Here is a 26,106-nt window from a genome sequence, read left to right on the forward strand (position 1 = left end):
CAGTTCCTGGCCCCTTGGGATATGGGCAATGTCGCAGACAAAGTGGCCAGCACTGGCAATGACCGGATTTTGCTGACAGATCGCGGCACCTCCTTTGGCTATAATATGCTGGTCAGTGATTTCCGCAGCCTCCCAATCATGGCTGAAACCGGGTATCCCGTGGTGTTTGACGCCACGCACTCTGTGCAATTTCCCGGCGGCAATGGTGCCTCAACCGGTGGCAAACGCGAATATGTACCGCCATTGGCACGGGCCGCTTTGGCGGTGGGGTGTTCAGCGCTCTTTATTGAAACGCACCCGGACCCCGACAACGCGCCAAGTGACGGACCAAACATGGTTCCGCTGGATCAGATGAAGGCGTTGCTCACAAGTTTCAAAGCTTATGACACCCTGACCAAAGAATTGGGTTAAACGGGCCAATCTTTCGGCCCCCCCCGCGTGACTGGACAAAGAGGTTCTTACGTGCCGACCAAAAATGATTTTTCACCACTGCAGTCTGTTCAGGAATCCCTGAGCGTTTTTCAGGATGGCTTAAAACAGACCCTAAACAGCGTATCAGAGCCGGAATTGGCCGCGATCATCAGTGATGCGGCACAGGTTATGTTTGAAATGAAGGGGCGGCTGATCCTGTCTGGTGTCGGTAAAAGCGGCCATATCGCGCGTAAACTGGCCGCTACATTTTCCTCGACCGGCACGCCTGCTTATTTTGTGCATGCGGCTGAGGCCAGCCATGGCGACCTTGGTATGATCCAAAGCAGTGATGTTTTGGTTTTAATGTCATGGTCCGGCGAAACCCGCGAACTGTCTGATATCATCGCTTATGGTCTGCGGTTTGATGTGCCCATCATCGCGATCACCGGTAAGGCGGAGTCGACCCTTGCGCGCAAAGCGCAATTCCCGATTGTTCTGCCCCGCGCCGAGGAAGCCTGCCCGCATAACCTCGCGCCAACAACATCAACGCTGTTGCAATTGGCGATTGGCGATGCTTTGGCCGTGACCCTGCTGCGTATGCGCGGGTTTTCTGAGGAAAGCTTTCGCAACTTTCACCCCGGTGGCAAACTGGGGTCTGTTTTGCAGCCAATCAGCGAATTCATGCACAAGGGCGATCAGCTGCCTTTGCTGCCTGAAACGGCCCCCATCATCGAAGTTATCTCTGAAATCTCAAACAAGGGGTTTGGGATTGTTGGACTTCAGAACGCTGACGGGCATTTGGTCGGTGTGGTTACAGATGGTGACATTCGCCGTTATCTGGAAAAAAACACATCCGGCACCATGCAAGCCGTAATCTGGTCGGCCACGGCTGCGCAATTGATGACCCCCAACAGCGTCACGCTGGATCAGGAACGTCTGAGTGCGCGCGCGCTCAATATCATGCAGACCAACCGCATCACCGCCGCCTTTGTGGTTGAGGATGAAAAACCCGTTGGGCTGATCACCGTGCTTCAACTGTTACAGCGGGGCGTCGCCTAATGCGCCCTGCCCTTCCTTGACAATCGGCCTCGCGCTTGTCAGCCATATCTAACCCACAGTTATAAAGAGATCCTATGAAACTTGCGCATCGTGAAATTGGCCCGGCCCACCCTCCTCTTGTCATCGCGGAAATCGGGATCAACCACGACGGCGATTTAAGCGTCGCCAAAGACATGGTGCGTATGGCCCGCGATGCTGGCTGTGAATGCGTGAAACACCAAACCCACATCGTCGAAGATGAAATGACCGCCGAGGCGCAACAGATTTTTCCGCCAAACGCGGATGTGTCGATTTGGGAGGTCATGAAGCGCTGCGCCTTATCCCTTGAGGATGAAAAAGAGCTAAAAGAATACACCGAAAGCCTCGGGATGATTTACATCTCAACCCCGTTTTCGCGGGCGGCGGCGGATTTCCTGAATGACATTGATGTGCCGGGATTTAAAATCGGCTCTGGTGAGGCTGACAATCTGCCTTTGATCCGTCACATCGCCCGGTTTGGCAAACCAATCATCCTGTCCACTGGGATGCAGACGATTGAAACCATGCGCGCCTCTGTGCAAATCCTAGAAGAGGCCGGCGTTGACTACGCGCTTCTCGAATGCACCAACCTTTATCCAAGCCCGCCTGAAATCGTCTCTCTCAAAGGGGTGACTGAGCTAAAAGCCGCGTTCCCTAATGCGACTGTAGGATTTTCTGACCACTCGATCGGGCCTTCAATGGCGTTGGCGTCTGTAGCGCTTGGCGCGACGATTTTGGAACGCCACTATACCGACAGCCGCTATCGCAAAGGCCCGGATATTTCCTGCTCCATGGACCCGGCTGAATTGAAATTCCTGATTGATCGTTCAAAGGAAATTCACACCGCCCTGCACAACGACAAAAAACGCACAGGCCCCGAAGAAGACGTTTACCGTTTTGCCCGCGCCAGCGTTGTTGCGGACAAAGATCTACCCGCAGGACATGTGATTACCGAGGCTGACATTTGGGCCCGCCGCCCCGGATCAGGCGATATTGCGGGGTATGACTTTGACAAAGTGGTCGGCAAAACCCTGACCACAGCCGTCACCCATAACCAGCAGTTAAAATGGTCTGACCTAAACTAAACAGAGCCTAAATAGGCCAATCGGGTCTAAAACTGGTGGCACGACCAATACCTTGAACTGTCTTTGTAGACAGAAAATCCACCGCTAACCTGACGGATAGACATCAATGCAAAGCCTTTTGTTTGTAACCGGGACCCGCGCTGATTTTGGCAAACTAGAACCCCTCGCCACTGCCGCGCGCAAAGCTGGGTTCAAGGTGTCCTTCTTTGTCACAGGTATGCATTTGATGGCACGCTATGGGCTGACAAAGCTTGAGGTGCAAAAAACACCCGGTATCGTCAGCTATGAATTCATGAACCAACGCGCGGGCGATCCCCAAGATACGATCTTGGCCAAAACCGTGCTGGGATTTTCGGATTTTGTGGCTGAACAAAAGCCCGATTTGGTGATTGTGCATGGTGACCGTGTCGAAGCGCTTGCTTGTGCTTTGGTCTGTGCCACCAACTATGTGCGCTGCGCCCACATTGAGGGCGGCGAGGTCTCTGGCACAATTGATGAGATTTTCCGTCACTGCAATTCAAAGCTCGCCAATTATCATTTTGTCAGCTCTCCTGCGGCGGCAAAACGGGTTCAAGCCCTAGGGGAGCCGAGCGAAAGCATTCATGTGATCGGCTCGCCCGAGCTTGATTTTCATTCCCAAGACTCTGGTGTTTCGTTGGCCGAGGTGAAAACGCGTTATGACATTGCCTTTGAGGATTACGGCATTTGTGTTTTCCACCCGGTCACCTCAGAGGCAGACCAGATGGAGACGCAAGCCCGCGCGCTTTATGGGGAACTTGAGGCGTCAAAGCGGAATTTCGTTTTGATCCTGCCCAACAATGATCCGGGATCAGAGGCAATTTTTGAGGTGATCAATGCACTGCCCCAACAGCAGTTCCGCGCCATTCCTTCGATGCGGTTTGCCCATTTTTCCGAACTGATGAAAAACGCCAGCGCGATGGTGGGCAACAGTTCGGCGGGCGTGCGCGAAGCCCCGTTTTTAGGTGTGCCATCGCTGGATGTTGGCACACGTCAAACCAATCGCGCACAGGCCCCATCCATCCATAGCAGCCCGGCCCAGGATACCGCAAAAATCCGTGCCTTTCTGGAAACCGAATGGGGCAAGCGCTATCCGCCTCACACAGCTTTTGGTGAAGGTACGGCAACTGAACTGTTCATAAAAACACTGCATGAACCATCATTTTGGGAAGGTGGGCTGCAAAAAGGGTTTGTAGATGCAATCTGACGCGCATCCTTTTTCGGTGCGTGCTTACCGCGGCCTGTCTCGTTTTTTATCTTTGTACGCGCGCCGGCATTTACAAAAACGAATGGGCCTTGGCAAAGAACACCCAACCCGATGGGTTGAAAAGCTCGGCCATGCCGGGCTTGCGCGTCCCAAGGGCAGGTTGATCTGGTTACATGCTGTTGGTCTGGGCGAAGTTTTAGCCCTGCGCGGCCTTATCGACATTCTACATAACCGCGATCCAAAGCTACATTTTTTGGTCACCAGTGGCACATTGGCCTCTGCCGATGTGTTTTCCCAAAATGCCCCACCAAACACTCAGCATCAGTTTCTGCCTTTGGATTGCCCGCGCTATATTGAACGCTTTTTAGACCATTGGACCCCTGATCTGAGCCTTTGGTCAGAACAGGAAATTTGGCCCAACCATGTGGTTGCAGCACGTAATCGGGCCATTCCGCTGGCTCTGATCAATGGGCGCCTCACCGAAAAGGCTTTTTTATCACGTATGCGTATGCGCAGCCTTTATGCCTATGTTTATGGGTGTTTTGATCTCGTAGCCGCCCAAAATGCAGACACGGCTGACCACCTGCGCAACCTTGGGGCGGCCAATGTCATCACCCACCCAACGCTCAAGGCAAGCTGCGCTGCCCTTAGTGCGGATCCTGATGTTTTGATTCAGATGCAAAGCGCCACACAGGGGCGTATGGTTTGGGTGTTAGCCTCTTCACATACTGCGGATGAAGATGTTGCTCTGGCCGCGCATCGCAAAGTTTTAGATCAAAACCCCAATGCCCTATTGATCATTGCACCGCGTTATCCATCAGTTGCTGATGCGCTGCACCGTCATTGCCAACAAAAAGGTTTTACCACGACACGCCGCAGTCAAACGGATCTGCCCGATATAAATACGCAGGTTTATATTGCAGATAGTTTTGGTGAACTTGGGCTTTGGTATCGTTTGGCGGACCATGCGCTGATCGGCGGTAGCTTTGGCGATACTGGTGGACATAATCCATGGGAAGCCGCACAATTGAACTGTGCAATTTTACACGGCCCAAATATGGCGAATTTCATCCCTGATATGCAAGATTTACACGCCCATCAGGCCGCATTGGCCGTAACAACAGCAGATGAAGTTGCACAGGCTTTGCAAGACGACGCCACCCGCGATATGGCTGTGCGTGCACGCGGCGTTGCCGATCAGGCGCAACAGGGGCTGACCCAATTATCAGATGATGTACTGAAATTGCTCAAGCCATGACCTCCCCCCATCTCGCCCCTTTCCCAAGCCGCCGCATGCGTGGCTTTCTCTGGCTCTACAAAGCGCTTTGGGTTGTGCTGTTTCCTGTGGTGATGCTGTATCTTCTGCTGCGCAGCCGCAAAGATCCCACCTACCGCGCCCACCTACAGGAACGTTTCGGGCTCTACCCGATCCCCCTGAAAAACGCAGTCTGGGTCCATGCGGTATCATTGGGGGAATTTCGTTCAGCGGTGCCATTGATCCAAGCGCTTTTGGCGCAGGGCGAACATGTGGTCATAACCAATTTCACCCCTGCCGGGCGCCGCGAGGCCCACAAACAATTCAGCACTGAGATTAAACAGGGGCAAATGTCCGTCGTCTGGGTGCCTTTTGAGTTCGACATATGCTTTCGACAGTTTTTCAAAGCGTTTACCCCGAAATACGGCCTGGTGATGGAAATCGAATATTGGCCGCAGATGATTGCATCCTGCCATAAACACGCCGTGCCTTTGTTCATCTGCAATGGCCAATACCCCACCAAAAGTTTTGAGCGTGATCAGGGCAAGATACGCGCCGAGCTGGTCACAGGCTTTGCCGGAGTTATGGTAAAATCAGAACGGCAGGCTGACCGGTTTCGCAGCTTGGGCGCAAAGAACATCGCGATCACGGGCGAGCTGCGCTTTGACCAGCCCATTCCGCCGCATTTGCTAGAGGCCGCCGATAACCTGCGCCCACAGCTTTTGGCACGCCCCGTTGTGACCTTAGCCAGTGTCATCGCTGGCGAAGACGTACTTTATATCAACGCGATCAAAGCCGCACGGCAGCAATGGCAAAACGCCGGGAAAACCCCGCCCCTGTTTATCTATGTACCCCGTGCGCCCGAACGGTTTTCTGAAACCGCCGACCTGTTACAGGATGCAGGCCTGAACATCGCCCGCCGCAGTGATGTGTTAGATAAAAACCTCACCCTCACTGAGGCTTGGCCGAATATTGACGTTCTGCTTGGGGATAGTATGGGGGAAATGTATTTTTACCTGTCTTTGGCCCAACAGGTGATTGTCGGAGGCGGGTTCCACCCCAAAGGGGCCCATAATGTGATTGAACCGCTTGCGGTGCAAAAACCGGTTTTGGTTGGCCCACATATCTGGACCATCGAATACCCGGCCTTTGAAGCAATCAAAGCCGGGGTTGTGCGTCAACTTGATGATGAAAAGGCCCTTATCGCAGCTCTCAGCCCAGCAGAGCTCGGGGTGATATCCGGTGATATTGGTGAATTTTACACTGCCCATTCCGGGGCAGCGCAACGCAGCCTGAAAGCACTGCCCGCGTTGCGCCGCCCTGAAAATTAACTGGCGCTTTGCTGTTTTAGACGTTCTTCCATCAGGAACTTCACCACCTGAAAATCAATTTCTTCATCGATGTCCTGACTGCGAGACGCCGGAACCACAGAGGGTAGAACCCGGCCCTCAAACAACGCATTGGCCCGTTTGATGTAATCCGCCGCCATAATATAAGTCGACGCCGCATGCTGATAAACCATCGGGGCCTGCTGACGCGCAACAACCCCATTGGGCAAAGGTTTTGACACATGCAAAGCCCCGGTTTCATCCGTTTCTAGCAGGTTGAAATAGGGGTTTGTCCGGGCCTCAGCGCAGGTCATAACCATATCCGGCTGCTCGGCAAAAAAGAGATCAAGCGCGTTTTCGATATCTTGGGCTTCGCGCAGGGGTGATGTGCAATCCAGATCCATAAAGACACTGGCCGGGCCCGTCTGCTTTTCGACCTCTTCCAAGGCATGTTCCCACACGTTCCACTTGGCAGCAGTATCATTTGCCAAATGGGCCGGACGCAAACCAATATCTAAGGTGCCCCGCGCGATCGCGTGTTCATACATCTCTTCGCTGTCCGTTGACACGACAACCACATCCACACGTTCACATTGAAACAACTGATCAAGGGACCAGTCGATCAACGGCTTTCCACAGACATCGCGAAAGTTCTTACCTGGCACACCTTTGCTGCCTTTGCGTGCCCCAATATGGCCAATGATCATCTGGTCTCTCCTGATTATGGGTTTGAAATGCAGCACGAGCCCCGCCCAAGGCCACATTTTTATTTATAATTTGTTCCATCTTCCCAAGCCGGAAAACCTATAAACGATGGGATAAAAAACCGCCAGAGAGCGCATAAGGTGATAATTGCGTTTCACCCTACGCGGCCTCTTGCCCATCTGTGCAGCGCAAAACCCTATGTATTTTATAGGTAAATACAATCCAACTCGCAGTTGTTAATCTTCAAAATCCCCAGCGGGCAAAACACCGCCACGCTCAGCCGAAAGGTATTTGCTTCACCTGATATTACGCTTTAAGGTGCAAAAAAACGCGTAAATGGCCCAATTTCGGCCTTAAATCACGCGTAGGTGCAATCAGGCATTTGCATTCAATATTGGGGATACGGGTATGTGTATTACATGTTTCATGCGGGACGGTGACGGGACGACTTTTCCAGCGACAGTAGATGTCGGAATCAGTGATAAGGCGGTTATCAGCGAAGGCACGGATGCGCCTTTTACAATTACGCCTCCAACCACGCCCTACACAATGTCAGTTGGCGACACATTCAGCGGCTCCCTCAGTACATATGATACAGACCTTGTCGCGATTAACCTCACAGCAGGCGAGGCAGTCCGGCTCAACATGAATGGATCAGGTGGCAGTTCTGGTTTAGATACTATTCTCGCGATTTATGATGCAGATGGTAACCGTGTGGGTCAAAATGACGATATGTCACGCACCAGCCGGTCTTCTCAGTTGGAAATCACGGTAGAGACCTCTGGCACCTATTATGTTGCTGCATATTCTTATAACGGTGCATCCGGCAGCTATAATATCACTGCAACAGACATGGGCACCACACTGCTGCCTACATATTCACATGATCAAATCGCCAGCTACCTCAATGGCGGATATTGGGAAGATTCAGGGCGGTCTGCACGGTCTTTCAATATTGGGTCTGATGGTTCAATCAGCGTTGATATTACATCCCTGACCTCCGCAGGGCGCGCCTTAGCGACAGCCGCATTAGAGTCTTGGACCAATGTCACCGGCATCGTATTTAACTTTGTCGATGAAAGTGTCGGTGCCGTCGCCGAAATCTTTTTCGACGACAATAACAGCGGTGCCTATAGTGTTTCAAATACACTGGGCTCATCCATTACGCGTTCTGAGGTGAATGTTTCGACCTCGTGGCTGACAAGCAGCGGTTCGACACTCGATAGTTATTCTTTCTCAACCTACATCCATGAAATTGGTCACGCTTTGGGGTTAGGTCACGCAGGAAGCTACAACGGGAATGCCCGTTATTCTGTGGATACGCTCAACACAGATGGCAATCACTACCTGAACGACAGCTGGCAAGCGACGGTCATGTCCTACATGAGCCCGGATGATAACACCTTTATCACCTCATCATACGCCCAAGTGGTCACACCGATGATTGCCGATATTCTCGCGGTGCAATCGCTTTATGACCTCACAAACACTGGTCAACGCACTGGCAACACGACCTACGGTGAAAATTCAAATGCAGGTGGGTATCTGGATGGATTATCTGGCCTAACAAATCCAATTATGTTCACCATTTATGACGATGGCGGGACAGACACGCTTGATTTACGATCTTCCACATCAGCACAACGCATCGACATGCGCTCTGAAACCGTTTCAGATATTTATGGTCAGATTGGTACGCTTTCAATTGCCCGTGGTACTGTCATTGAAAACGTAATTTCTGGCCGCTATGCAGACACAATCACCGGCAATGATACTGATAATGTTATCACAGGTGGCGGCGGTGCTGACACAATCGACGGTGGGGATGGCTCAGATACGGCTGTTTTTGGCGCCAATCGTTCAGCTGCGACAATCACCACAACAGGTGACACAACCCGTGTCACCATCAGTGGCGTGACATCAACGCTTACCAATGTGGAACAGCTGCGCTTTAACGACCAGACCGTTGCATTGACCTCTTCCAACACTGCACCCGTTGCAACACTGGAAAATCTTGAGCTTGCGCCAGGCGCCTGGAGCCAGATCGGTCTTGCTGTAGCATATAGCGACGCAGACAATGACGCCGCAACACAATATCAGGTTTCTGGCACTGGCACCTTCTGGCTGACAGGCAGTGGTGTGATTGACGCAAGTTCAGGCTATACCTTAACCGCAGAGCAGCTTTCGGGGCTTTGGGTTCAAGGGGCCGCAAATACAGGTGCGCAAACACTGCGCATTCGCGCAAACGATGGCACCGAATGGGGTGCATGGGATAATTTCACCCTGACCACATCCGCGCCAAACACACGTCCAGTTACCACAGTTGATGATATATCTGTTGTGGCTAACACCCGCACCTCATTGGCCAGTTTGGTCAATTACAGTGATGCAGACAGTGACGCGGTCACGCAATATGAGGTTTGGGATGCATCTGGCGAAAACAGTTTCTGGCTTCAAGGCACCGGGTTGGTTGATGCCACAAGCGGCTACACTCTGACCTCAGCACAACTCGCTTCACTTTCCGTACAAGGCGACAGCAGCGCAGGATCACAAACTCTCTGGATCCGCGCAAGCGATGGTGAAGACTGGAGCGCATGGGACAGCTTCACATTGACCACAACAGCTGACCCATCCGCAGGAAATGTTGCGCCAGTCGCCACAATCGAAGACCTATCGCTTGACCCAAATGCTTGGAATTTGATCGGCAATGCCGTCACGTACAGCGACGCAAACAATGATGCAGCCACGCAGTACGAAATTTGGGACAACCAAGGCACCAATAGCTTCTGGGTTCAGGGTGTTGGAACGGTCAACGCCGCCTCAGGGTATGAAATAACCGCAGATCAGCTGGCGGGCCTTTGGGTTCAAGGTGCTGCATCAGGCGGCACACAAACCCTGTGGATCCGTGCCAATGATGGTACTGAATGGGGCGCATGGGATTCATTTGATCTGACCACGACAGGGGCCAGCAATGCGACCCCAACTGTCGCCGTTGCCGATCTTGCCTTGGATACAGGCCAAACCACCAATATCAGTGCGAACGTTAATTACAGTGACGGTGATAGTGACGCCGCAACTCAGTATGAAATCTGGGATGACGTTGGCGGCAATAGTTTCTTGCTGAATGGATCTGCAATTGATGCAAGTGCAGGCTATACACTAAGTGCCTCTGAGCTGAGTGGCCTTGGGCTTCAAAGTGATGCCACAAATGGCACCCAAACCCTATGGATCCGCGTTAATGATGGCACCGAATGGAGCGCGTGGGATTCATTCGACTTCACAACAGGCCCTAGCAACGCCGCCCCAACAGCAACACTTGAGAACCTAACATTGGGCGCAAATGAAACCGTCAATATCGGCCGTGATGTCGTTTACACCGATGGCGACAATGATGCCGCAACGCAGTATCAGGTCTGGGATGATGCCGGCAGCGACAGTTTCTTGTTGAATGGATCTGCTATTGATGCCGACACAGGCTATACCCTAAGCGCATCCGAGCTAGATAATCTGCAACTGAACAGCGGTAGCAGTGATGGCACACAAACTCTGTGGGTCCGTGCACATGACGGCACAACATGGGGCGCATGGGATTCATTTGTCCTTACGACGGCATCAGGACATGAAGCACAGGATGATGCCTTTATCTTTTAACAGGCTAATTTACAAAGGGCCTGCTACAGTCAGGCCCTTTGTTGTATATACTCTTATTTCACCCAATAAGAACTCCACCAAAGGATGACGAGTAAACCGAGCTCGTTACGTTATTTTGATATTCCAATTCACAATATACTGTATCCCCAAGCACAAGCTCCAAAAAAACTGTTTTAGAAACATCGCTAAATGTTTTAAAATAATTTAACGAGAATTTGCCAACCAGTGCACTATTTTTATAAACCCCAATCGTTAAATTATGCGTTGTACCAGTACCTGTCGACGCAGAACCTGTAATTTGGTAAACACCATCAACTGGTGCCGTAAATACACCTGATGCGACTGCACCATGCGGATCAAGCACCACCTGTGCACTTGCACCATCATACCCTGCTTTGAAAGCGCCAGCCGTACCCGCGGGTATTGCCCCTGCTGTCGCCTGAAACGCAACGCAATGCGGTTTAGAAACTATCCCTGTGGACGCATCTATTTGAAGTGCAGTTTTATACGATGCTCCATCAGGAGAAACCTTAATACTGTAATTATCTGATCCTAACAGACCCGATAGTGCTCTTGAAGAAAAGCCTGTTTGAAAATTGTGAGAAGCGTCATCTGTTGGCGACGCTTTATTAATTGTTGTTCGTTGATGACTGCCCACGTGATTAAATAGAACACCTTCAGACTGGCACAGAAATTTATTATATGCATCCGGAGTACCATTCACTCCAAGCATCGCTGCTGTTTGAGAAAGCGGTAAAACCGCCCAATCTCCGAGGTAGCGATATAGAAGATCTTCGTCTTGGACATATGCTAACCAACCATCCTCTGGCTGAATGATGGTCCAAACATTACCCTCAAAGATAGCCAACGCACCATCGGAACCGGCCCACACTCCCGTTCCTCCTGTTGGAATAATATAGGCGTCTCCCTCTGAAGCCACTACAGGAGGGTTGGCGAGAGTACTTGATAACACTGACAACTGCACCAGTGCATCCAGTTTTTGCAGCGCCTCATTGTGCGTCACATGTTTTTGCGCCTGAGAGGGCTGAATGAATGGAAGAGACAGATTTGCGGACACGTCTGGCATGAATAACCCCGGAAAAAGATGAGAACCGAGGCAAGCATCCCGCAAGAGCGTTAAAACCCCCCTGCACCTGCGTACGCTGCTTCTCTCTTAACCGTAGTTTTGGTTGTAAGCTCCGTAGCTATCCCCATAGCCATAGCGCTTCATGCCTTTGGGACTCACCTGACTTAAAACCAACCCTGTGACGTTAATATTCACGTTTTCAAAGGCTTTTAATCCCTCAAGTACCTGACGGCGCGACGTGCTGTCCCACTTAACAGTATAAAGGATCGAATCCACAGCGCGCCCAATCACCCTTGCGTCTGGAACTGAAAGAACCGGCGGCGTGTCGATGATGATGTAGTCATATTCGGCGCGCAGCTGTTTTAAGAAGGTCATAAAACGGTCAGACGAATATAGGTCTGCTGCGTTGGTCAGCGATTTTTCCCCAAGCAAAATATCTGCTTTTAGGACATCATTATAGGCCACGGCCTCAGCCAGCGTCGCTTCGCCAGACATCACAGACAGAAATCCTTTTTGGCCTTTAATGTCAAAATACTCCGAAAAGACACGGCGTCGAATATCACCTTCCAGCAGCAGCACTTTTTTCCCAAGCCCCGCGAGGTTCTGCGCCAAAGCAATAGACTGCGTGGTTTTACCCTCGCCCGGGACAGAAGAGGTCGACAAGATCACTTGCGGTGGGTTGTCAACATTTGACAGTAAAACAGACGTACGCAGATTGCGGATCGCTTCGGCAGCGGCTGAGGTCGGGTTCTTCGTGAGGTACTGCAAAACATTGCGCCGCTTGCGGACCGAAATTGACGGGATTTGCCCCAAAACGATATGGCCCGTGCGCCCCTCGAGGTCTTCAGCCACGCGGAATGTGTTTTGGGAAAACTCGCGCAGAACAAGCACGATCATGCCAAATAAAGCCCCAAACAGGAACGACAATGCCACCACCATACCTTTGCGCGGGGCGGCTGCCTCTTGTGGAACAGCAGCCAAAGACAGCACACGACTGTCGGCTTGTTGAAGCCCCTGCTGCACGCTGGTTTCTTTAAGGCGACTTAGGAAATGTTCATAAATCAATCCGCTAGCCTCAGCTTCGCGCTGCAACTGCCGCAACTCAAGCAAATCGGCCGACTGGCGTGTAATCTCCTCAGACAGGTCTGCAACTGATGTGGTCAGAGCGACCAGACGGGTTGAGGCGCGATCATGTTCCAGCTGTACTTGTGCGATGAGCTGTTCAAATCGCGCATCAAAACTGCTGCGATCTGTTAGGCGGCCATTTTCAATCTGTACCAACAAGCGATCCAAAAGCCTGTCATCTACCGCTGCTGCAATTTCGGCTGGCTCAGCGCCCATTAGCGCCTCTAAGAGTGCAAGCCTTTGCTGCAATGCGTTGGTGTCTTCTTCGCCCGCCAGTAATCGGTCCCGCTGTTCTTTAAGCTGCCGGTTCAACGCTGCCAATGTATCTGCATTAATCAAATCCGTGCGGGCATTAAAATCCTCGACCGCAACTTCAGAGATTTCAAGCTGCGCCTGCAAATCAGTCACCCGCTCCGCCAGCCAAACCGAAGCGCGCTCTGTTGCGGAAAACTTAGCCTCCAACTGATCTATGATATAAAGCTCTGCCAGACGGTTTGCCATTTGGGCGGATTTCTCCGCATCTTCCGTCGTTACAGTAATCCAAAACACGTAGCTTTGGCGCAGGTTAGAGACCCATAAAGCTTCGCTTACTTTATTGACAACCTGATCCAAGATCACTTGATCAGTTAAAGGACGCTGATCAACAGGCAATCCCAATATCGATTGCACCAGCTCCACCAAACGGTCTTTGGAAAACAGCGTTTCTGGGCGCAGTTCTTCGTTAAACTCGGGATCTGAAATCAGATCCATATCGATCACAAGCTTTTCAAGCAAAGCGCGTGAACGCATGACTTCAACTTCGGTATTGATCGTCGCCTGATCCCCAGAAAGCCCGGTCACAACACTCTCTAGATTCACAACAGAGTCTTGTTGTTTTTCCAACGTCACAACAGCCCCAGCAGAATACAGCGGCGTCGCGATCGCAAATACGTAATAGATGCTTAAAACTGCTGCGAATAGGCTGGTAAATAAAATCCAGAACTTTCCGCGCCACAACAAGCGTGCAATTTCTAGCAGATCAATCTGCCCTTCAGGTGCCGCCACGCGGCGATGCTGTAGATTTGCACGGGCTGGTGTCATATCAGTCATCAAAAACCTATCTGTAATTATCCCTCTCATATTGTGAGAAAGTCTGCTAAGCAATGCTCCTCTTAATCTAGAACCCCATTAAAAGCCTAACATTCCCTCGGAAAAAGCCCACAAAACACGCATCCATTCCCGCCCAATACAAAACCTGACCACAAAATAAATCAGTTGCGCAGTGTTTCATTCCCTTTTACTCAGAAAACGGATTTTATTGGTGTAATTTAAGTTATATGGCCCCTATGAAGATTTTAATTGTACACCAAGACGCCCTGCCCCCAAGTGCGGCAGGCGGCACGCGTCATTTCACCTTGGCCCGTTGGTTAGGGCGACGTGGGCATGACGTCAGCATTCTTGCCTCTCGTCACAATTATAACGGTGTGGGCCTTCTGTCTGAAAACGACGAAGACATCATAAACGGGGTCCATTTTATTTGGCTGGATGAAGGCGCGCGCGGTAACTCAATGGCCGAGCGTGGCACCGAAATGATCAAGTTCGCCTTTGCGGCTTCAAAGAAGGTTAAACAACTTTCACGTGAGGGCGCGACTTGGGATGTGGTGATAGGATCATCCCCACAACCTTTTGCGGCTTGGTCCGCTGGACGTATCGCGCGTCGTTTAAAACTGCCATTTGTCGTTGAAATCCGAGATCTGTGGCCGCTATCTTTGCGCGATCTGGCTGGATGGGGGCCCCTGCATCCAGGTTGGATTTTATTGCGTGTTTTAGAAAAGCATCTGTATCGCAAGGCCGATCATATTATCACCCTTTTACCTGGGTCTCAAAAGTGGATGATCGCATCAGGCGCAAAAGCCGAAAATATCAGTGTGGTCCCAAATGGCATAGATAAAGCCGCAGCCCCAGACACGATTTCAATGCCAAACCGTGATACTTTCACCTGTGTTTACGCGGGTGCCCACGGCATCGCGAATGGGCTTTCTACGGTTGTGCGTGCAGCCGCCCTTTTGCCCAAGCTCCCCGGTGGTGATAAGGTGAAGGTCCGCCTTATTGGTGATGGGGAAACCAAAACTGACCTTATTGAGTTGGCCAACACATTACATGCTCCGACGCTGGAGTTCCGCAATTCGGTCCCCAAAAGTCAGGTGCAGCATGAATTGTCTCAAGCGGATGCCTGTATTTTGCATCTCCAACGCATGCCGACCTTTGCCTATGGCGTCAGCCCTAACAAATTGTTTGACTACCTTTTGGCCGCCCGTCCTATTCTCTATGCCGTTGAATCTGCAAATGATCCGGTAAGTGCGGCCCAAGCTGGGATTACGCTTCCTTCTGAAAACCCCGAAGCCTTGGCCAAGGCGATGATCGCCCTCGCCCAGACCCCACACGCAGAGCGCCAAGAAATGGGCAAACGTGGTCACGCCTATGTTTTGGAAAATCATGAATGGGAAACTCTCGCCATTCGTGTTGAGGGTATTCTCACATCTTTGATACGCCCCTAAAGTGTTTTATAACTTCCTGAAGCCCTCGATTTTGTACGAACAGAAAGTTATCCATTTTCATGACGTCGCTTTTTCAGAAGATTGCAGATCAAACTCTGGAAGCCAGTACCTTGAGATTTATAGGTACTGGAGGATCTACCCGACTAATCCAGTGGATTTACCTATCTCAACTGAAATGGTGCAAACGATCGTTTCATTGTCAACGTACTCGTCCCCATGTTGGCCAAGATCACATTATTCAAGCGCTCATATTTCATTTATAAAGCCTCATGATGAAACCCCGCCTCATTGCCCTGAATATCGCCCGCTGGCTCACCCGTCAAAACGCCCCGGCAGCGCTTTATACGCAGCTTTTGCGCTTACAAACTCGGCTGTTTCTACGCAAAAATACATCACCGATCACCGTCATTCTATCGATTGGCAAAGAGGGGCATTCCTACTCTGCGGCGCGTGCCGCAAAATCGCTAGGGTTAAAGGTTTGTCTGGTTTCCCCCAGCCCCATGCTGCCTGAACTCGCCTATGCGGACTATGTTCTGACCTTTGATCCACGCACCCAAAGTGATGAGATCGTCAATCGGCTTAAGCCCCTATCTGTCGAAGGCGTCGCAATATCCGCCCGGCATGTGATCCTGCCAGCGCAAATCAAAATCTCTGAGGCTTTGGGATGTATTTCCGCCGGTGAAACCTCTTCCCGGCTCTGTAATGATAAATTCGCCTGGCGCCGCGCCCTAGAACAGGCTGACATTCCTCAGCCAATGTTTTCGCAGCAGCGCAATGAGCTCATCGATGTGCCGTGCATTCAAAAGCCAATGGCTGGCACAGGATCCAAAGGTGTCGTGTTCCTGTCACCCGGCACACCTGTGCAGCAGGATCAGATATCTCAGACGACGCCTGGCGCCGACGATGATCTTTATTTCGAAGAATATGTTGATGGGCGCCAGTTTGATATTGATGGCGTGTCCCATAATGGGGTCCATAAAACCGTCAACGTGACCCACGAAGTCTACGAAAACACAAACGGCACATTTCCCCCGAAATCCTTTCGCTTTAACACCCGCCAGCCTGATGGGTTTCTAGAGGAAATGGAACGCGCCGCATTTGAGATTTTGGATGCATCAGGTGTTGTGCACGGCGCGTGGCATGTTGAAATGCGGTATCGGGATGGGCAGTTTTTACCAATCGATTTTGCCAACCGTCTTCCGTATGAACGGTTTTTGTCACGCGCCAGCGGGGTCGATGTCGCCATGCAACATGTTGCGGCTTATGTGCCCCGTGCCAATCCTCCGTTTGAACTCAAGCCGCGGGAGTTTTTACAATTCTTTGCGACAACACAGGATGAAAAATCCACGCTACGCCATATCATAGAAACCCACCCAGACTCTGTGTTTGACGCCCAATTAGAGCCTTTTTTGCTGTCTGGCATCCCCTATGAGGCCATGGTTGTTCTCGAAGGGGCCGACTACGATACCTTTGAAGCCATGATAGCGCCGCTAAAGTTAAAATCATGACGGCACAGGGGGGCTAAATATGGGGCGTCTCTTCCCTTTGCTTGTGCTTAGCCAAATCAGCACAATGGCCCCTTTGTTTGGTTTTGTTCTCTATTCAGATACCGGCGCATTTGCGAATTTTATCTTTATGCTGCTCTTGGGTCAGTTGCTTTGGCCCCTACTCACGCTGCGGCTGGATATTCAGATTCAGGTCGAACTCCAACACTCCCGCCAAGCTTATGTGCTGGCGCTTGGCCTTTGGGTCTTTGGAGCGCTGAGCCTTCTTAGCGCATTTGGCCTTTGGATCGGCCAAATCCCCATTTTCACAGAGGGGGAGATGCATAAAATATGGGGTGGGCTTTTCATTGGTGCAAGTTTAGCCGCGCAAGGCCTGATCAGAGGCTATGTTGTGGCGCGCGGGAAAATGGGCCCAATCGTGTTTTTTGAACTCAGCAATATTCTTAAAAACTTTGGTGCCTTGGCTGTATCTGGCTGGGTCGTTGCGCAATTTTCCAATGCCGCGTTGGCAGATCTGTTTGTTTGGGCGAATATTATACATGGTATCACGATAGTCGCTATCACACTTGTTGCGCTGCGTGCGCAGCCAAGGATACGCGTTCTTCAACATTTTCTTCGCAAAGGTTCCATACTGCGCCGTCGTGCCCATAAGGTTTTATATTACAGCTTCCCCAATAGCTTTATTGGAATGGCCACTGGGCGCCTGCCCCTTTTGGCGATTGAGGCGGCCCTCCCTGCCCCTTTGTCGGCTGCTTTTCTCGCGGCAAATCGGATCAGCCTCTCACCGCTTAGCTTTTTGATTTATGCCTTGCGCATCCTTGGTGTGATTGAAATGAATAAGCGACGCAATAATACCCCGGACCAATTTCGCAGGTTCCTGTGGACCGTAACGATTGGCGCGCCTCTGGTCCTATCCCCGATGATACTCCCGGCATTTTATCCTAGTATTTTCGACCCTATAATGCGGTTTTTTAACGAATCCTGGACCGAAGCTGTTGCCTACCTCCCGATGATGTACCTCTGGGCTGCGTTGTTTTTGATGACCGGTTGGTTGGATCGGGTGTTTGATGTGACAGGTCGCCAGCACATCATTTTGATGATTGAACTGGTCATGCTTGTCCTCACCGCCATTCTATCTGCCGCCATCTGGCAGGGGGTCCTCACAGGGCAGGTCGCGCTTTGGTCTGTTGTTGGGATGGGAATGCTGCACAGCATCGCCTGGGGTTGGGCCTTTTTGACCAAGGAATACCGCCATGTCTGATCCAATCCAATTCCCCATACAATTGGCCCCTACCCTTTCAGACCTTCAAAGACGCAAAATCGCGGATACCCTGACCAATCTAGGGCTTCGGCTGAATAGGCGTTTTACCCCGTCTGAAACCGCTGCACATCGCATCACCGTAAATGGGGATGAGTTAGCGTGGGAGGTTGAGGGCAAAATGCACCCGACCCTAGGAACAGATCTAACCAAAGTTGTTGAAATCCTGTCTTTTGCTCACCTCAAAGAAGATCCGCAATTTCCGGACCGCCCTATTCTCACCCAATACGACCCACAGGATTTATTTCTGGAGCGCATATTTGAAGACATGCGCAAAGCGCTCTCTCTTGAACGCCCGCCACACAACGCTCATCCCACGGTCATTTTGCAAATCACCCACGACGTGGACAATCCACAGCTGAGGACGGCCTATCAAATGGCACGGGCTGCGGTGCTGCGCCTAAAAGGCGATAAAGCACAGTCAGCTCCGCTGTGGGCCGCAGCCCAGTCTGCAGTTCTGCGCCGCCCTGATCCGTTTTGGTGTTTTGAAACTATTTGTCAGTTGGCACGACAATACGGGTTTAAATCGACCTATTTCACCTTTGCCTCATATCCCGGACAACATCCACGCGATCCGCGCTACAATAGCGAAACCCCGCGCTACGAAACCGCGCTTAGAACGCTTGCCCAGGATGGGCATGAAATAGGCTTGCATTCGGGTATTCGCTACAATGACTTTGCCAAGCCTCGCAGTTTTCTGCCAACGGACCCAATCAAAAGCCACCGCGCCCATTATTGGTCAGCCCCCCGCAATGCCCTAGAGGCATGGTTTGACAGCATGGCCAGCGCAGGCATCACCGCCGACGCCAGCCTTAGCCCACAATGCTGTGGCTCAGCTATGGGGTCTGCTTATCCATTGTGGTTCACCACCCAATCGGGACGTACGTTATTGCTGTATCCATCACAGTTTATGGATACATATCAAATGCAGGAAAACGCACAGGGCGCGATTTTAGACGCCCTCACCCCACATGTAGGCGCTGCTATCCCCCCCGTTCTCAACCTCAATTGGCATGTCCGGGTTTTTTCAGGCATTGGCCCATGGAAAGGATACCCAGAAAGCTTTACCAATCTACTTGAGACGATTATCGCAAAATATGATACCCGCCCGATGACCGTTTTCCAGAGCACGACATTCTACAAAGGCCAGCTGAATGCTTATCACTTTACGCCATAACCTCATCGCCCTTGGGTTGGTGATATGGCTTGGCATTGGATCATCCGCGCGGCTTGACCCCCTTGCGGGTTTTTTCTTTTTGGCCTTTTTTCTTTTGCTTGCACAACAATACGGCGCACGTGCCCTTAGCCACACAGAAGTTATTGGCGGGTTGATGATTGGCGGGGTTGTTTTCTTTTTTGGGTTACAGAACCCACACGAGCCTTTGCAAATCGTCATGTTCCTTCTGGAGCTCTTTACTTGGATGCTCATTTTCAAACGACCGGGGAACTTATCACCTGTCGAGATCGGAATATGGGTAACCGTCTACGCCGTCAGCCTATTGATCTGGAAAGTCACGCTCGGCGGGCATGGGCTGTTTGACCGCGAAGATATGTTGATCAATGGCCCCATTAAATATGCGATGATCTGCGCGATTGGATATACATTTCTTCTGTTTCGCCCCCGAGAAACCAAATACCCAAGCATGGGTGAGTTTGCTATTCTTGCGCTATTGATGCTGGCTATATTTTCAGCGCTCAGTCGCACACCAACAGCCTTTGCCTGTGGTATGACGCTGTGGTTTGTCCTTCGGCGTGCCAGCCTACCACAAAAAATTCTGGCTGGCTTTGCCTTTGCCATCGCCTGGGGTTTTCTCACGCAGACCCGGCTTTTCTATGTAGATCAAAGCGGCGGCAACATCGCCGAACGCGTTTTGGCCATCAGATATCTTGTCTGGCGTGATGCGCTTTTGGTTATTCAAACCGATCCATTTTTTGGGGCAGGGGGTGAGATATATCGCCAAACCAATGTAGCGTTGGTTGAATACCCCCATAATCTCGTTCTTGATCTCATGCTCAATACCGGGCTGATTGGGACCTTTGTTTTTCTTGTTGTTCTGTTATCACAATTGCCGCGCTGGACACCCTTTAATCTGGGGTTACTGGCCGTCTCTATGACAAGCGGCGATATCTTTTTATGGATCAAAACCCTATTTGCCCCACCTCCAGATTCCCCCGACGAAAATGAAATTCAAAAAGAAGTCGAATGAAAACACTTACTATTCTTGGCGCGGTCGATTGCAGCGCACCCTAAACTCAACAACATCATCTTACATACCGGGCAACACTATGACGCCAAAATGTCAGATGTGTTTTTTCACAAATTGGTCATTCCAAAACCTGCGCATCATTTGGGCATCGGCGGTGGGCTACATGGTCAAATGATTGGACGTCAGTTCGAGGCTATCGCAGCTGCTTAAAAGACGAGGTGCCCAATGCCGTATTTGTCTACGGCGATACAAATTCAACTTTGGCCACCGCAAAAAAGGACATTCCTGTTTGTCATATTGAGGCTGGTTTGTGGTCCTTTAACCGTCGCATGCCTGAAGAGGTAAATCGCATTCTCACCGATCATGCTGCAACTTGGGCCTTTGCACCGACGACTGAGGCTATGCGCGGCCTCGCAAATGAGGATATTACAGACCGCGCCCATTTAGTTGGCGATGTCATGTTTGACGCCGCCCGCTTATTTGGTGCTGAGGCACGCGAAAAACCCGACATACTTGATCGGCTGAACTTGTGGGCAGGGGGGCGGTTTACGACTGATCACAGACAGGACAACACCGATACACCCGAGACATTAGAAACCATCATGGCAGCACTGCGTGATCTTGCACAGGATGCCCCGCTGGTTTTACCGCTCCATCCCCGAACCCGCAAAGCATTAGAAGCGACGGGCCGCTTTGATCAACTTACACAAGGCATCACGCTGACAGACCCATTAGGGTTCTTTGACATCATTGCTCTGATGCAAGCTGCACGGCTCATTCTCACCGACAGCGGAGGGCTTCAGAAAGAGGCATATTTCCATCGCACGCCAACCGTCGTATTGCGCACAGAGACTGAATGGAATGAGTTGGTGACCTTAGGCTGGGCCATGCTTGCGCCACCACATGATAGCGGCTTGATCAACACCGCTATCAGCAGAATGGATGGGGCAAAGGGAGATGAAACAGCCGCGCCCTACAGCAATAGGTATGCCGCAGAAAAGATCATTTCGATTGTAGCAGGTTCATAAAATAGACTCTAAATGTTTCGCGCGCGAAACATTTAGAGATACGATCAAAAAGTGTCTTGCAGCCAGCCAAGCAGGCTCTCACGTTGCGCATCAGTCAATCCGGAAACGATCACGCCACCATCTTTGCGCACCTTAACGGAAACCTTGGGGATCCCCTTCAAAGTAGGCTCTATATTAGGCTTTAGGGTCTGTTTTTGTTCCTCAACTTCAGAAATAATTTGAGAAATATCAGCTTGCTCAGTGGCTGCATCAGCATATGTGCGTTGCCCCAGTCTTTCTGCAATCAGGTTCAGGCTTTCTGGATATTCCTGAAGTGTTTTTGACAGTAAAAGGCCCAGACGTTCCCCCAATGCGGCAGGAAACTGAAGGTGCTGATCAAGCTGCGCAACGATAGGTAAAAAGGATCTGATCTTAGATCGTTTGGCCCGCGACGCCGCCCGAAACAGATCAAGCAATGCTGCCTTTTCTGTTGGATAAACGCCTTGCTCCACCGATTTGGCTGCGATGCGGGCCCGTTCATAAAACGAAAGTCCAACCCGGATTTCATTTTCTTCGACCATCGCCAAATAAGCATCTGCAGCGCCATCAGGCTGGCGCAACACGGCCAAGACCTGCGCAAACCGTTCATCACCCGTTTCTGCAAACAGATTGCGTAACGCCGTGAGACGCCGCCACCCTGAAATCAAACCGTAACGCCCATTATCTAAGCGCTCCACTTCGATCGGCGTTTGTTGACCACGCGACCGAATGCTTTCAACCAATGCTGCCATATCGTCTTCGTCAGTAATGATCCGGTCACGCACCAGATAGCCATCATCAACAACATCTAAAGACAAAGGTTCAATCAACCGTCCAGTTTCGCGCGCCACCCGTAATGTCTCAGTGACTTCTTCCAAAGCAGCGGTGGCTGACGCCATGCCTGCAACCTCCGAAATGGGGGGAGGCGTGCGCACATTAGAGTCTAATTCACCTAAGTTAGGCTCTGTTTCACTTGAGGCATCTAGATACACGGCCTGAGCGGGAGTTAGTCGTTTACGTGCCATATCAGCGTTCCTTATCCCTGTGCCTTCGCCAGTTCATCCCGGCGCCATGCCCCGATGAATAGGGTTTTAAACGCGGCATAGGTTGCATCAAACGTTTCGCGCCCACGGGCATATGTTTCACGATTAAAGTCACGATAGTCGGCCTCGTAAATCCCCTGGACCTGCTCGCCAGCCTGACCAATCAGCGCGGTGTAATCCTGTCGGTGCGGCGATAGGGTTTGCCCGAGATAGGCCTGCATCAAGGCGGCAAGTTCTGCCTGCTGGGTTGAATCGTAACGCGTGACCACAGCACGCACCGCATCCCATTCAAAAGAGATTTCATCCCGACCCAAAGCACGGGCCGCTAGATTTTCGCCTTCTTCAATGGACTGAAAAGTCGTGTGCAGCATGTCAAAGAACCGGCCTGTTGAATCAAACTCCAAAAAGGAGGCTCCAAGCGGCACCAGCAGAATGTCAGCGGCGGTCAATCCATTGATGGTCAAATATCCGAGGGCAGGGGGCGTGTCCAAAAAGATGAGATCATACTCATCAAGTATTCCGTCCTGCTCAAAGCTTTCGGTCAATGCTTCCCACAGTTTCCATCCACGGCCTTGCATACGCCAAACGGGAATTTGAAATTCAGCCCAATAGAGGTTCAGCTGGGCACCAATCAAATCAATGTTTGGCCAATGGGTCTCTTGAACCAAATCCTGCGCCTTCACCTGAAGCGCTTCTGAGAGCGTTTCTTCGAGTGGGATAGGGGCATCCCCCCGATCTAGGCGTCTTTGGTTCTCTGAGCGCTGATATCCAGCGTAGTGGCGTGCGAGTAGTGGGAATACGGTTTGCCACTCGTCCTGAACTTTGCCGCCAAAGATGGACGTCATGGAACCTTGACTGTCGAGATCCACAATTAAAACTTTGTAGCCGTCCAGCGCAGCAGACATTGCAAGATGTGCCGCGGTCGAAGTTTTACCAACGCCACCTTTGAAATTTGCAACGGCTACCATTTTGGCCGGAACGTTTTCAGGGCGGTAGGGTAGATATTCTTTAGCCTTTGAGCCCTCAACCCCAAAGTGAGCGCGCAATTTTAAAACCTCATCGAGTGTGAACCATTTTGCCCCGCCTTCGGTTTCGCTTTGGCCTTGGGGTAAATCTGGATTGGCTTTGAGGACACGACGAAAATGCGCTTGGGCAACTGGAATTAAATAACGGGTAATTTCCCAAGTGGAAAATAGGCGCAGTTTGCGCTGCCCATCTGGATTAATCCCCCGACTTTCTAAGTCACTTCTACCACGTCCACATGCATCAGATATGGTTGAAAAACTAGAGGTAGTGGTTGGGTCACCCAGTGCGGCAAGCGCTTCATCTGGGTCAATGTTAAAATAAGGAGGGAGGGTGGTTTTGCCTGCTGATTTCATCTGTTTTTCGCCGTATGCTTCGTTTTTGACAATATACCACTAAAGACAGCATGTGGAAGAAAAAGCTTTGGTTTAAGGTGATTTTTTAAGGTGTTTGGAGCGAAATACCCCGCAATTACGGGTATTTTTGATGGGAGAATTGTTTTTTTATAGTTATATTTTGTTAATAAGATAGTTATGGAAAAATAGCGACCGCATATCCTATTGAGTATAAAGGGTATTTTGGATCTATTTCTCTTATGGCTGACTCTGAAACCCCGTTTAGGTGACTCTGATCCCCCGAGAAGATGACTCTGAAACTCCGTTTGCCAAAATAGGATCACTGGACGCAGGTTGTGGATAACTTTATGCTAGGTGTCACTGAAACCCCGAACGTAAATCAAAAGATTCGGGTCAGGACGAGCAGGCAGATATGACAGAGATACGGGGGCTTTCGGCCCAAGAATATTTAGCAGACAGGTTCTTTGTTTGCGACATTTTTGATGCGATGCCCAAGAATGATTTGGGGTCGATGGAACACCCGATGTTCTCACTGACGACGCGCCCTGATCGTCGTATCGTGACTTACGAACACAATGGTATTTTGGTCGAAGTCACACCATCGGTCAAAGGTCGTGCGACCATTCATGACAAAGACATTCTGATCTACTGCATCAGTCAATTGATGGCCGCGCAAAACGCTGGTCGCAAAATTGGCCGCACGCTTCAGTTGAAAGCGCATGACTTATTATTGGCCACCAACCGCGATACCAGTGGCGACAGCTACACACGTCTACGCGAAGCCTTTGAGCGTTTAGCAGGTACACGCATCACTACGAACCTCGCCACAGCCGAAACAGAAACAACCACTGGCTTCGGGTTGATTGACAGTTGGGAAATAGTGCGCCGGACCAGAGGCGGACGTATGGTCAATGTTGTGGTGACATTATCAGAGTGGCTGTTTCGGGCGGTGCTTTCTAAGTCAGTGCTGACGCTGAGCCGTGATTATTTCACATTGCGCAAACCGCTTGAGCGCCGGGTTTATGAACTCGCGCGTAAACACTGTGGGCGTCAATCCAATTGGCGGGTGAGCATGGCGGTTCTGCATAAGAAATCAGGCTCGACCGCCCCGATCCGAGTGTTTCGCGCGGCTGTGCGCAAGATCATGGCCGCGGATCATTTGCCAGATTATAGCCTTGAAGAAGAACCGGGTGATATCCTACGCGTGTCACGTCGAGGTGTGATTGAGGATGATCTGGGCCCAAGTGTGTTTGGGGTCGAAACCCATGATGCCGCGCGCCGGTTGGCCCCTGGCTGGGATATCTATGCGCTGGAGGCTGAATGGCGTGCCTTTTGGCAGGAAACGGGCCGCCCACACCTTAAGGTGCCTGAAAAAGCCTATCTGGCATGGATTAAACAGCGCGTGCAGTCTGAGGTATAATCACACTAGTATCGATGTATGATCCTATGCGCCCGCGCGAGTGACCACCGTTTTAATTGTCTCCCAAACCAATTTTGCTTCCATGCGGAAGCTTACTTTAGCAATATATTCTAGATCGACCTGGACTTTGCGAGTGGTCTCATCTTCGCTTACGCTATATCCGAGCTTGGTTTGCGCTAAACCACTGATACCTGGGCGCACAGCGTGACGTGCACAGTATCCGGGAATACTTTCAATGTGGGTTTTTGCATGTTCGTAGTAATCTGGACGTGGACCAATGAGGCTCATGTCACCCCTGAGCACATTCAAAATCTGAGGTAGTTCATCGATGCGGGTTTTGCGTAAGAAGCGGCCCATTGCGGTGATACGATCCGTTTCTAACGGGTCATTTGGGCCACGTGTAATTTTATCAATTGGGTGCATACTGCGGAATTTAACTAATCGAAACATGCTACAATTTTGCCCCATGCGATCTTGAATAAAAAATAAAGAGCCACGATTAAACAAAGGATTGAAAATCAGAAGGCTCAGAAAAGCGATCGCAAAAATTGGAAAAAGAAGCAAACTCATCCCGATGTCAAAGGCTCGTTTACACGTCCAAAAAAACGGGCTGGCCTTGCGCGGAGCAGGCGCAATGACCGGATGAGTAATTGATGTATCTAAGCTCTGTTCTAAATCGAACATGATAAACTTTCTCATAAA

The 26,106-nt window shown here is 50.9% G+C and carries 18 protein-coding genes and 2 pseudogenes; 14 read left to right on the top strand and 6 right to left on the bottom strand.

Annotation, left to right across the window (positions count from 1 at the left end):
- The 6 genes and pseudogenes from G9C99_RS17240 to G9C99_RS17265 all read left to right on the top strand — a co-directional run.
- Nucleotides 1-411, top strand: a pseudogene (locus G9C99_RS17240) (3-deoxy-8-phosphooctulonate synthase); the annotation flags it as partial.
- 51 nt (nucleotides 412-462) lie between these two features.
- Nucleotides 463-1,470: a KpsF/GutQ family sugar-phosphate isomerase gene (locus G9C99_RS17245; RefSeq protein WP_205859889.1), complete on the top strand. Its 1,008-nt coding sequence runs from the start codon at nucleotides 463-465 to the stop codon at nucleotides 1,468-1,470.
- A 74-nt stretch (nucleotides 1,471-1,544) separates the two neighbouring features.
- The gene (locus tag G9C99_RS17250; protein WP_166418788.1) at nucleotides 1,545-2,573 is read left to right on the top strand and encodes an N-acetylneuraminate synthase family protein; all 1,029 of its coding nucleotides are present in this window, start codon (nucleotides 1,545-1,547) and stop codon (nucleotides 2,571-2,573) included.
- Nucleotides 2,574-2,679: 106 nt separating this feature from the next.
- Nucleotides 2,680-3,798 (top strand): UDP-N-acetylglucosamine 2-epimerase, encoded by a 1,119-nt coding sequence (gene neuC, locus G9C99_RS17255; protein ID WP_166418789.1) that lies wholly within the window; start codon nucleotides 2,680-2,682, stop codon nucleotides 3,796-3,798.
- Nucleotides 3,788-5,056 (top strand): 3-deoxy-D-manno-octulosonic acid transferase, encoded by a 1,269-nt coding sequence (locus G9C99_RS17260; RefSeq protein WP_166418790.1) that lies wholly within the window; start codon nucleotides 3,788-3,790, stop codon nucleotides 5,054-5,056. The genes neuC and G9C99_RS17260 overlap by 11 nt, the downstream gene beginning before the upstream one ends.
- 35 nt (nucleotides 5,057-5,091) lie before the next feature.
- Nucleotides 5,092-6,384, top strand: coding sequence for a 3-deoxy-D-manno-octulosonic acid transferase (locus G9C99_RS17265; protein WP_231704119.1), 1,293 nt, complete (start codon nucleotides 5,092-5,094; stop codon nucleotides 6,382-6,384).
- Here the strand turns inward: G9C99_RS17265 and G9C99_RS17270 are convergent.
- Entirely contained in the window at nucleotides 6,381-7,088 is a 708-nt protein-coding gene (locus G9C99_RS17270; protein WP_166418792.1) for an acylneuraminate cytidylyltransferase family protein, read from the bottom strand. The genes G9C99_RS17265 and G9C99_RS17270 overlap by 4 nt on opposite strands.
- A gap of 406 nt (nucleotides 7,089-7,494) precedes the next feature.
- Here G9C99_RS17270 and G9C99_RS17275 point away from each other — a divergent pair, with 406 nt between their 5' ends.
- Entirely contained in the window at nucleotides 7,495-10,737 is a 3,243-nt protein-coding gene (locus G9C99_RS17275; protein WP_231704120.1) for a M10 family metallopeptidase, read from the top strand.
- Between the two features lie 58 nt (nucleotides 10,738-10,795).
- Here G9C99_RS17275 and G9C99_RS17280 read toward each other — a convergent pair whose 3' ends face one another.
- Entirely contained in the window at nucleotides 10,796-11,824 is a 1,029-nt protein-coding gene (locus G9C99_RS17280) for a DUF2793 domain-containing protein (protein ID WP_166418793.1), read from the bottom strand.
- Between the two features lie 87 nt (nucleotides 11,825-11,911).
- A complete protein-coding gene (locus G9C99_RS17285; RefSeq protein ID WP_231704121.1) occupies nucleotides 11,912-14,038 on the bottom strand; it encodes a GumC family protein in 2,127 nt (708 codons plus the stop codon).
- A 236-nt stretch (nucleotides 14,039-14,274) separates the two neighbouring features.
- Here G9C99_RS17285 and G9C99_RS17290 point away from each other — a divergent pair, with 236 nt between their 5' ends.
- From G9C99_RS17290 to wecB, 6 genes and pseudogenes are all read left to right on the top strand, one after another.
- Entirely contained in the window at nucleotides 14,275-15,486 is a 1,212-nt protein-coding gene (locus G9C99_RS17290; RefSeq protein WP_166418794.1) for a glycosyltransferase family 4 protein, read from the top strand.
- Between the two features lie 269 nt (nucleotides 15,487-15,755).
- On the top strand, nucleotides 15,756-16,994 hold the full coding sequence (locus tag G9C99_RS17295; protein ID WP_166418795.1) for an ATP-grasp domain-containing protein: 1,239 nt from the start codon (nucleotides 15,756-15,758) through the stop codon (nucleotides 16,992-16,994).
- 19 nt (nucleotides 16,995-17,013) lie between these two features.
- Nucleotides 17,014-18,252, top strand: coding sequence for a hypothetical protein (locus tag G9C99_RS17300; protein ID WP_166418796.1), 1,239 nt, complete (start codon nucleotides 17,014-17,016; stop codon nucleotides 18,250-18,252).
- Nucleotides 18,245-19,486 (top strand): polysaccharide deacetylase family protein, encoded by a 1,242-nt coding sequence (locus G9C99_RS17305; protein ID WP_166418797.1) that lies wholly within the window; start codon nucleotides 18,245-18,247, stop codon nucleotides 19,484-19,486. Before G9C99_RS17300 ends, G9C99_RS17305 begins: the two co-directional genes overlap by 8 nt.
- Nucleotides 19,464-20,516, top strand: coding sequence for an O-antigen ligase family protein (locus G9C99_RS17310; protein WP_166418798.1), 1,053 nt, complete (start codon nucleotides 19,464-19,466; stop codon nucleotides 20,514-20,516). Before G9C99_RS17305 ends, G9C99_RS17310 begins: the two co-directional genes overlap by 23 nt.
- A gap of 15 nt (nucleotides 20,517-20,531) precedes the next feature.
- Nucleotides 20,532-21,544 (top strand): annotated as a pseudogene (gene wecB / locus G9C99_RS17320) (non-hydrolyzing UDP-N-acetylglucosamine 2-epimerase).
- 44 nt (nucleotides 21,545-21,588) lie between these two features.
- On the opposite strand, the gene G9C99_RS17325 reads toward wecB, so the two are convergent.
- Both G9C99_RS17325 and G9C99_RS17330 read right to left on the bottom strand, forming a co-directional pair.
- Complete coding sequence (locus tag G9C99_RS17325) at nucleotides 21,589-22,587, bottom strand: ParB/RepB/Spo0J family partition protein (RefSeq protein ID WP_166418801.1); 999 nt, start codon at nucleotides 22,585-22,587, stop codon at nucleotides 21,589-21,591.
- Nucleotides 22,588-22,598: 11 nt separating this feature from the next.
- On the bottom strand, nucleotides 22,599-23,984 hold the full coding sequence (locus tag G9C99_RS17330) for an AAA family ATPase (RefSeq protein ID WP_166418802.1): 1,386 nt from the start codon (nucleotides 23,982-23,984) through the stop codon (nucleotides 22,599-22,601).
- Nucleotides 23,985-24,396: 412 nt separating this feature from the next.
- Between G9C99_RS17330 and G9C99_RS17335 the strand changes: the two genes are divergently transcribed.
- The gene (locus G9C99_RS17335; RefSeq protein ID WP_166418803.1) at nucleotides 24,397-25,404 is read left to right on the top strand and encodes a replication initiator protein A; all 1,008 of its coding nucleotides are present in this window, start codon (nucleotides 24,397-24,399) and stop codon (nucleotides 25,402-25,404) included.
- A 24-nt stretch (nucleotides 25,405-25,428) separates the two neighbouring features.
- Here the strand turns inward: G9C99_RS17335 and G9C99_RS17340 are convergent, their stop codons facing one another.
- Nucleotides 25,429-26,103 (bottom strand): sugar transferase, encoded by a 675-nt coding sequence (locus G9C99_RS17340; RefSeq protein WP_231704122.1) that lies wholly within the window; start codon nucleotides 26,101-26,103, stop codon nucleotides 25,429-25,431.
- Between the last annotated feature and the right edge of the window lie 3 nt (nucleotides 26,104-26,106).

Source organism: Cochlodiniinecator piscidefendens (assembly GCF_011326755.1).
In the GTDB taxonomy this organism is placed as follows: domain Bacteria; phylum Pseudomonadota; class Alphaproteobacteria; order Rhodobacterales; family Rhodobacteraceae; genus Cochlodiniinecator; species Cochlodiniinecator piscidefendens.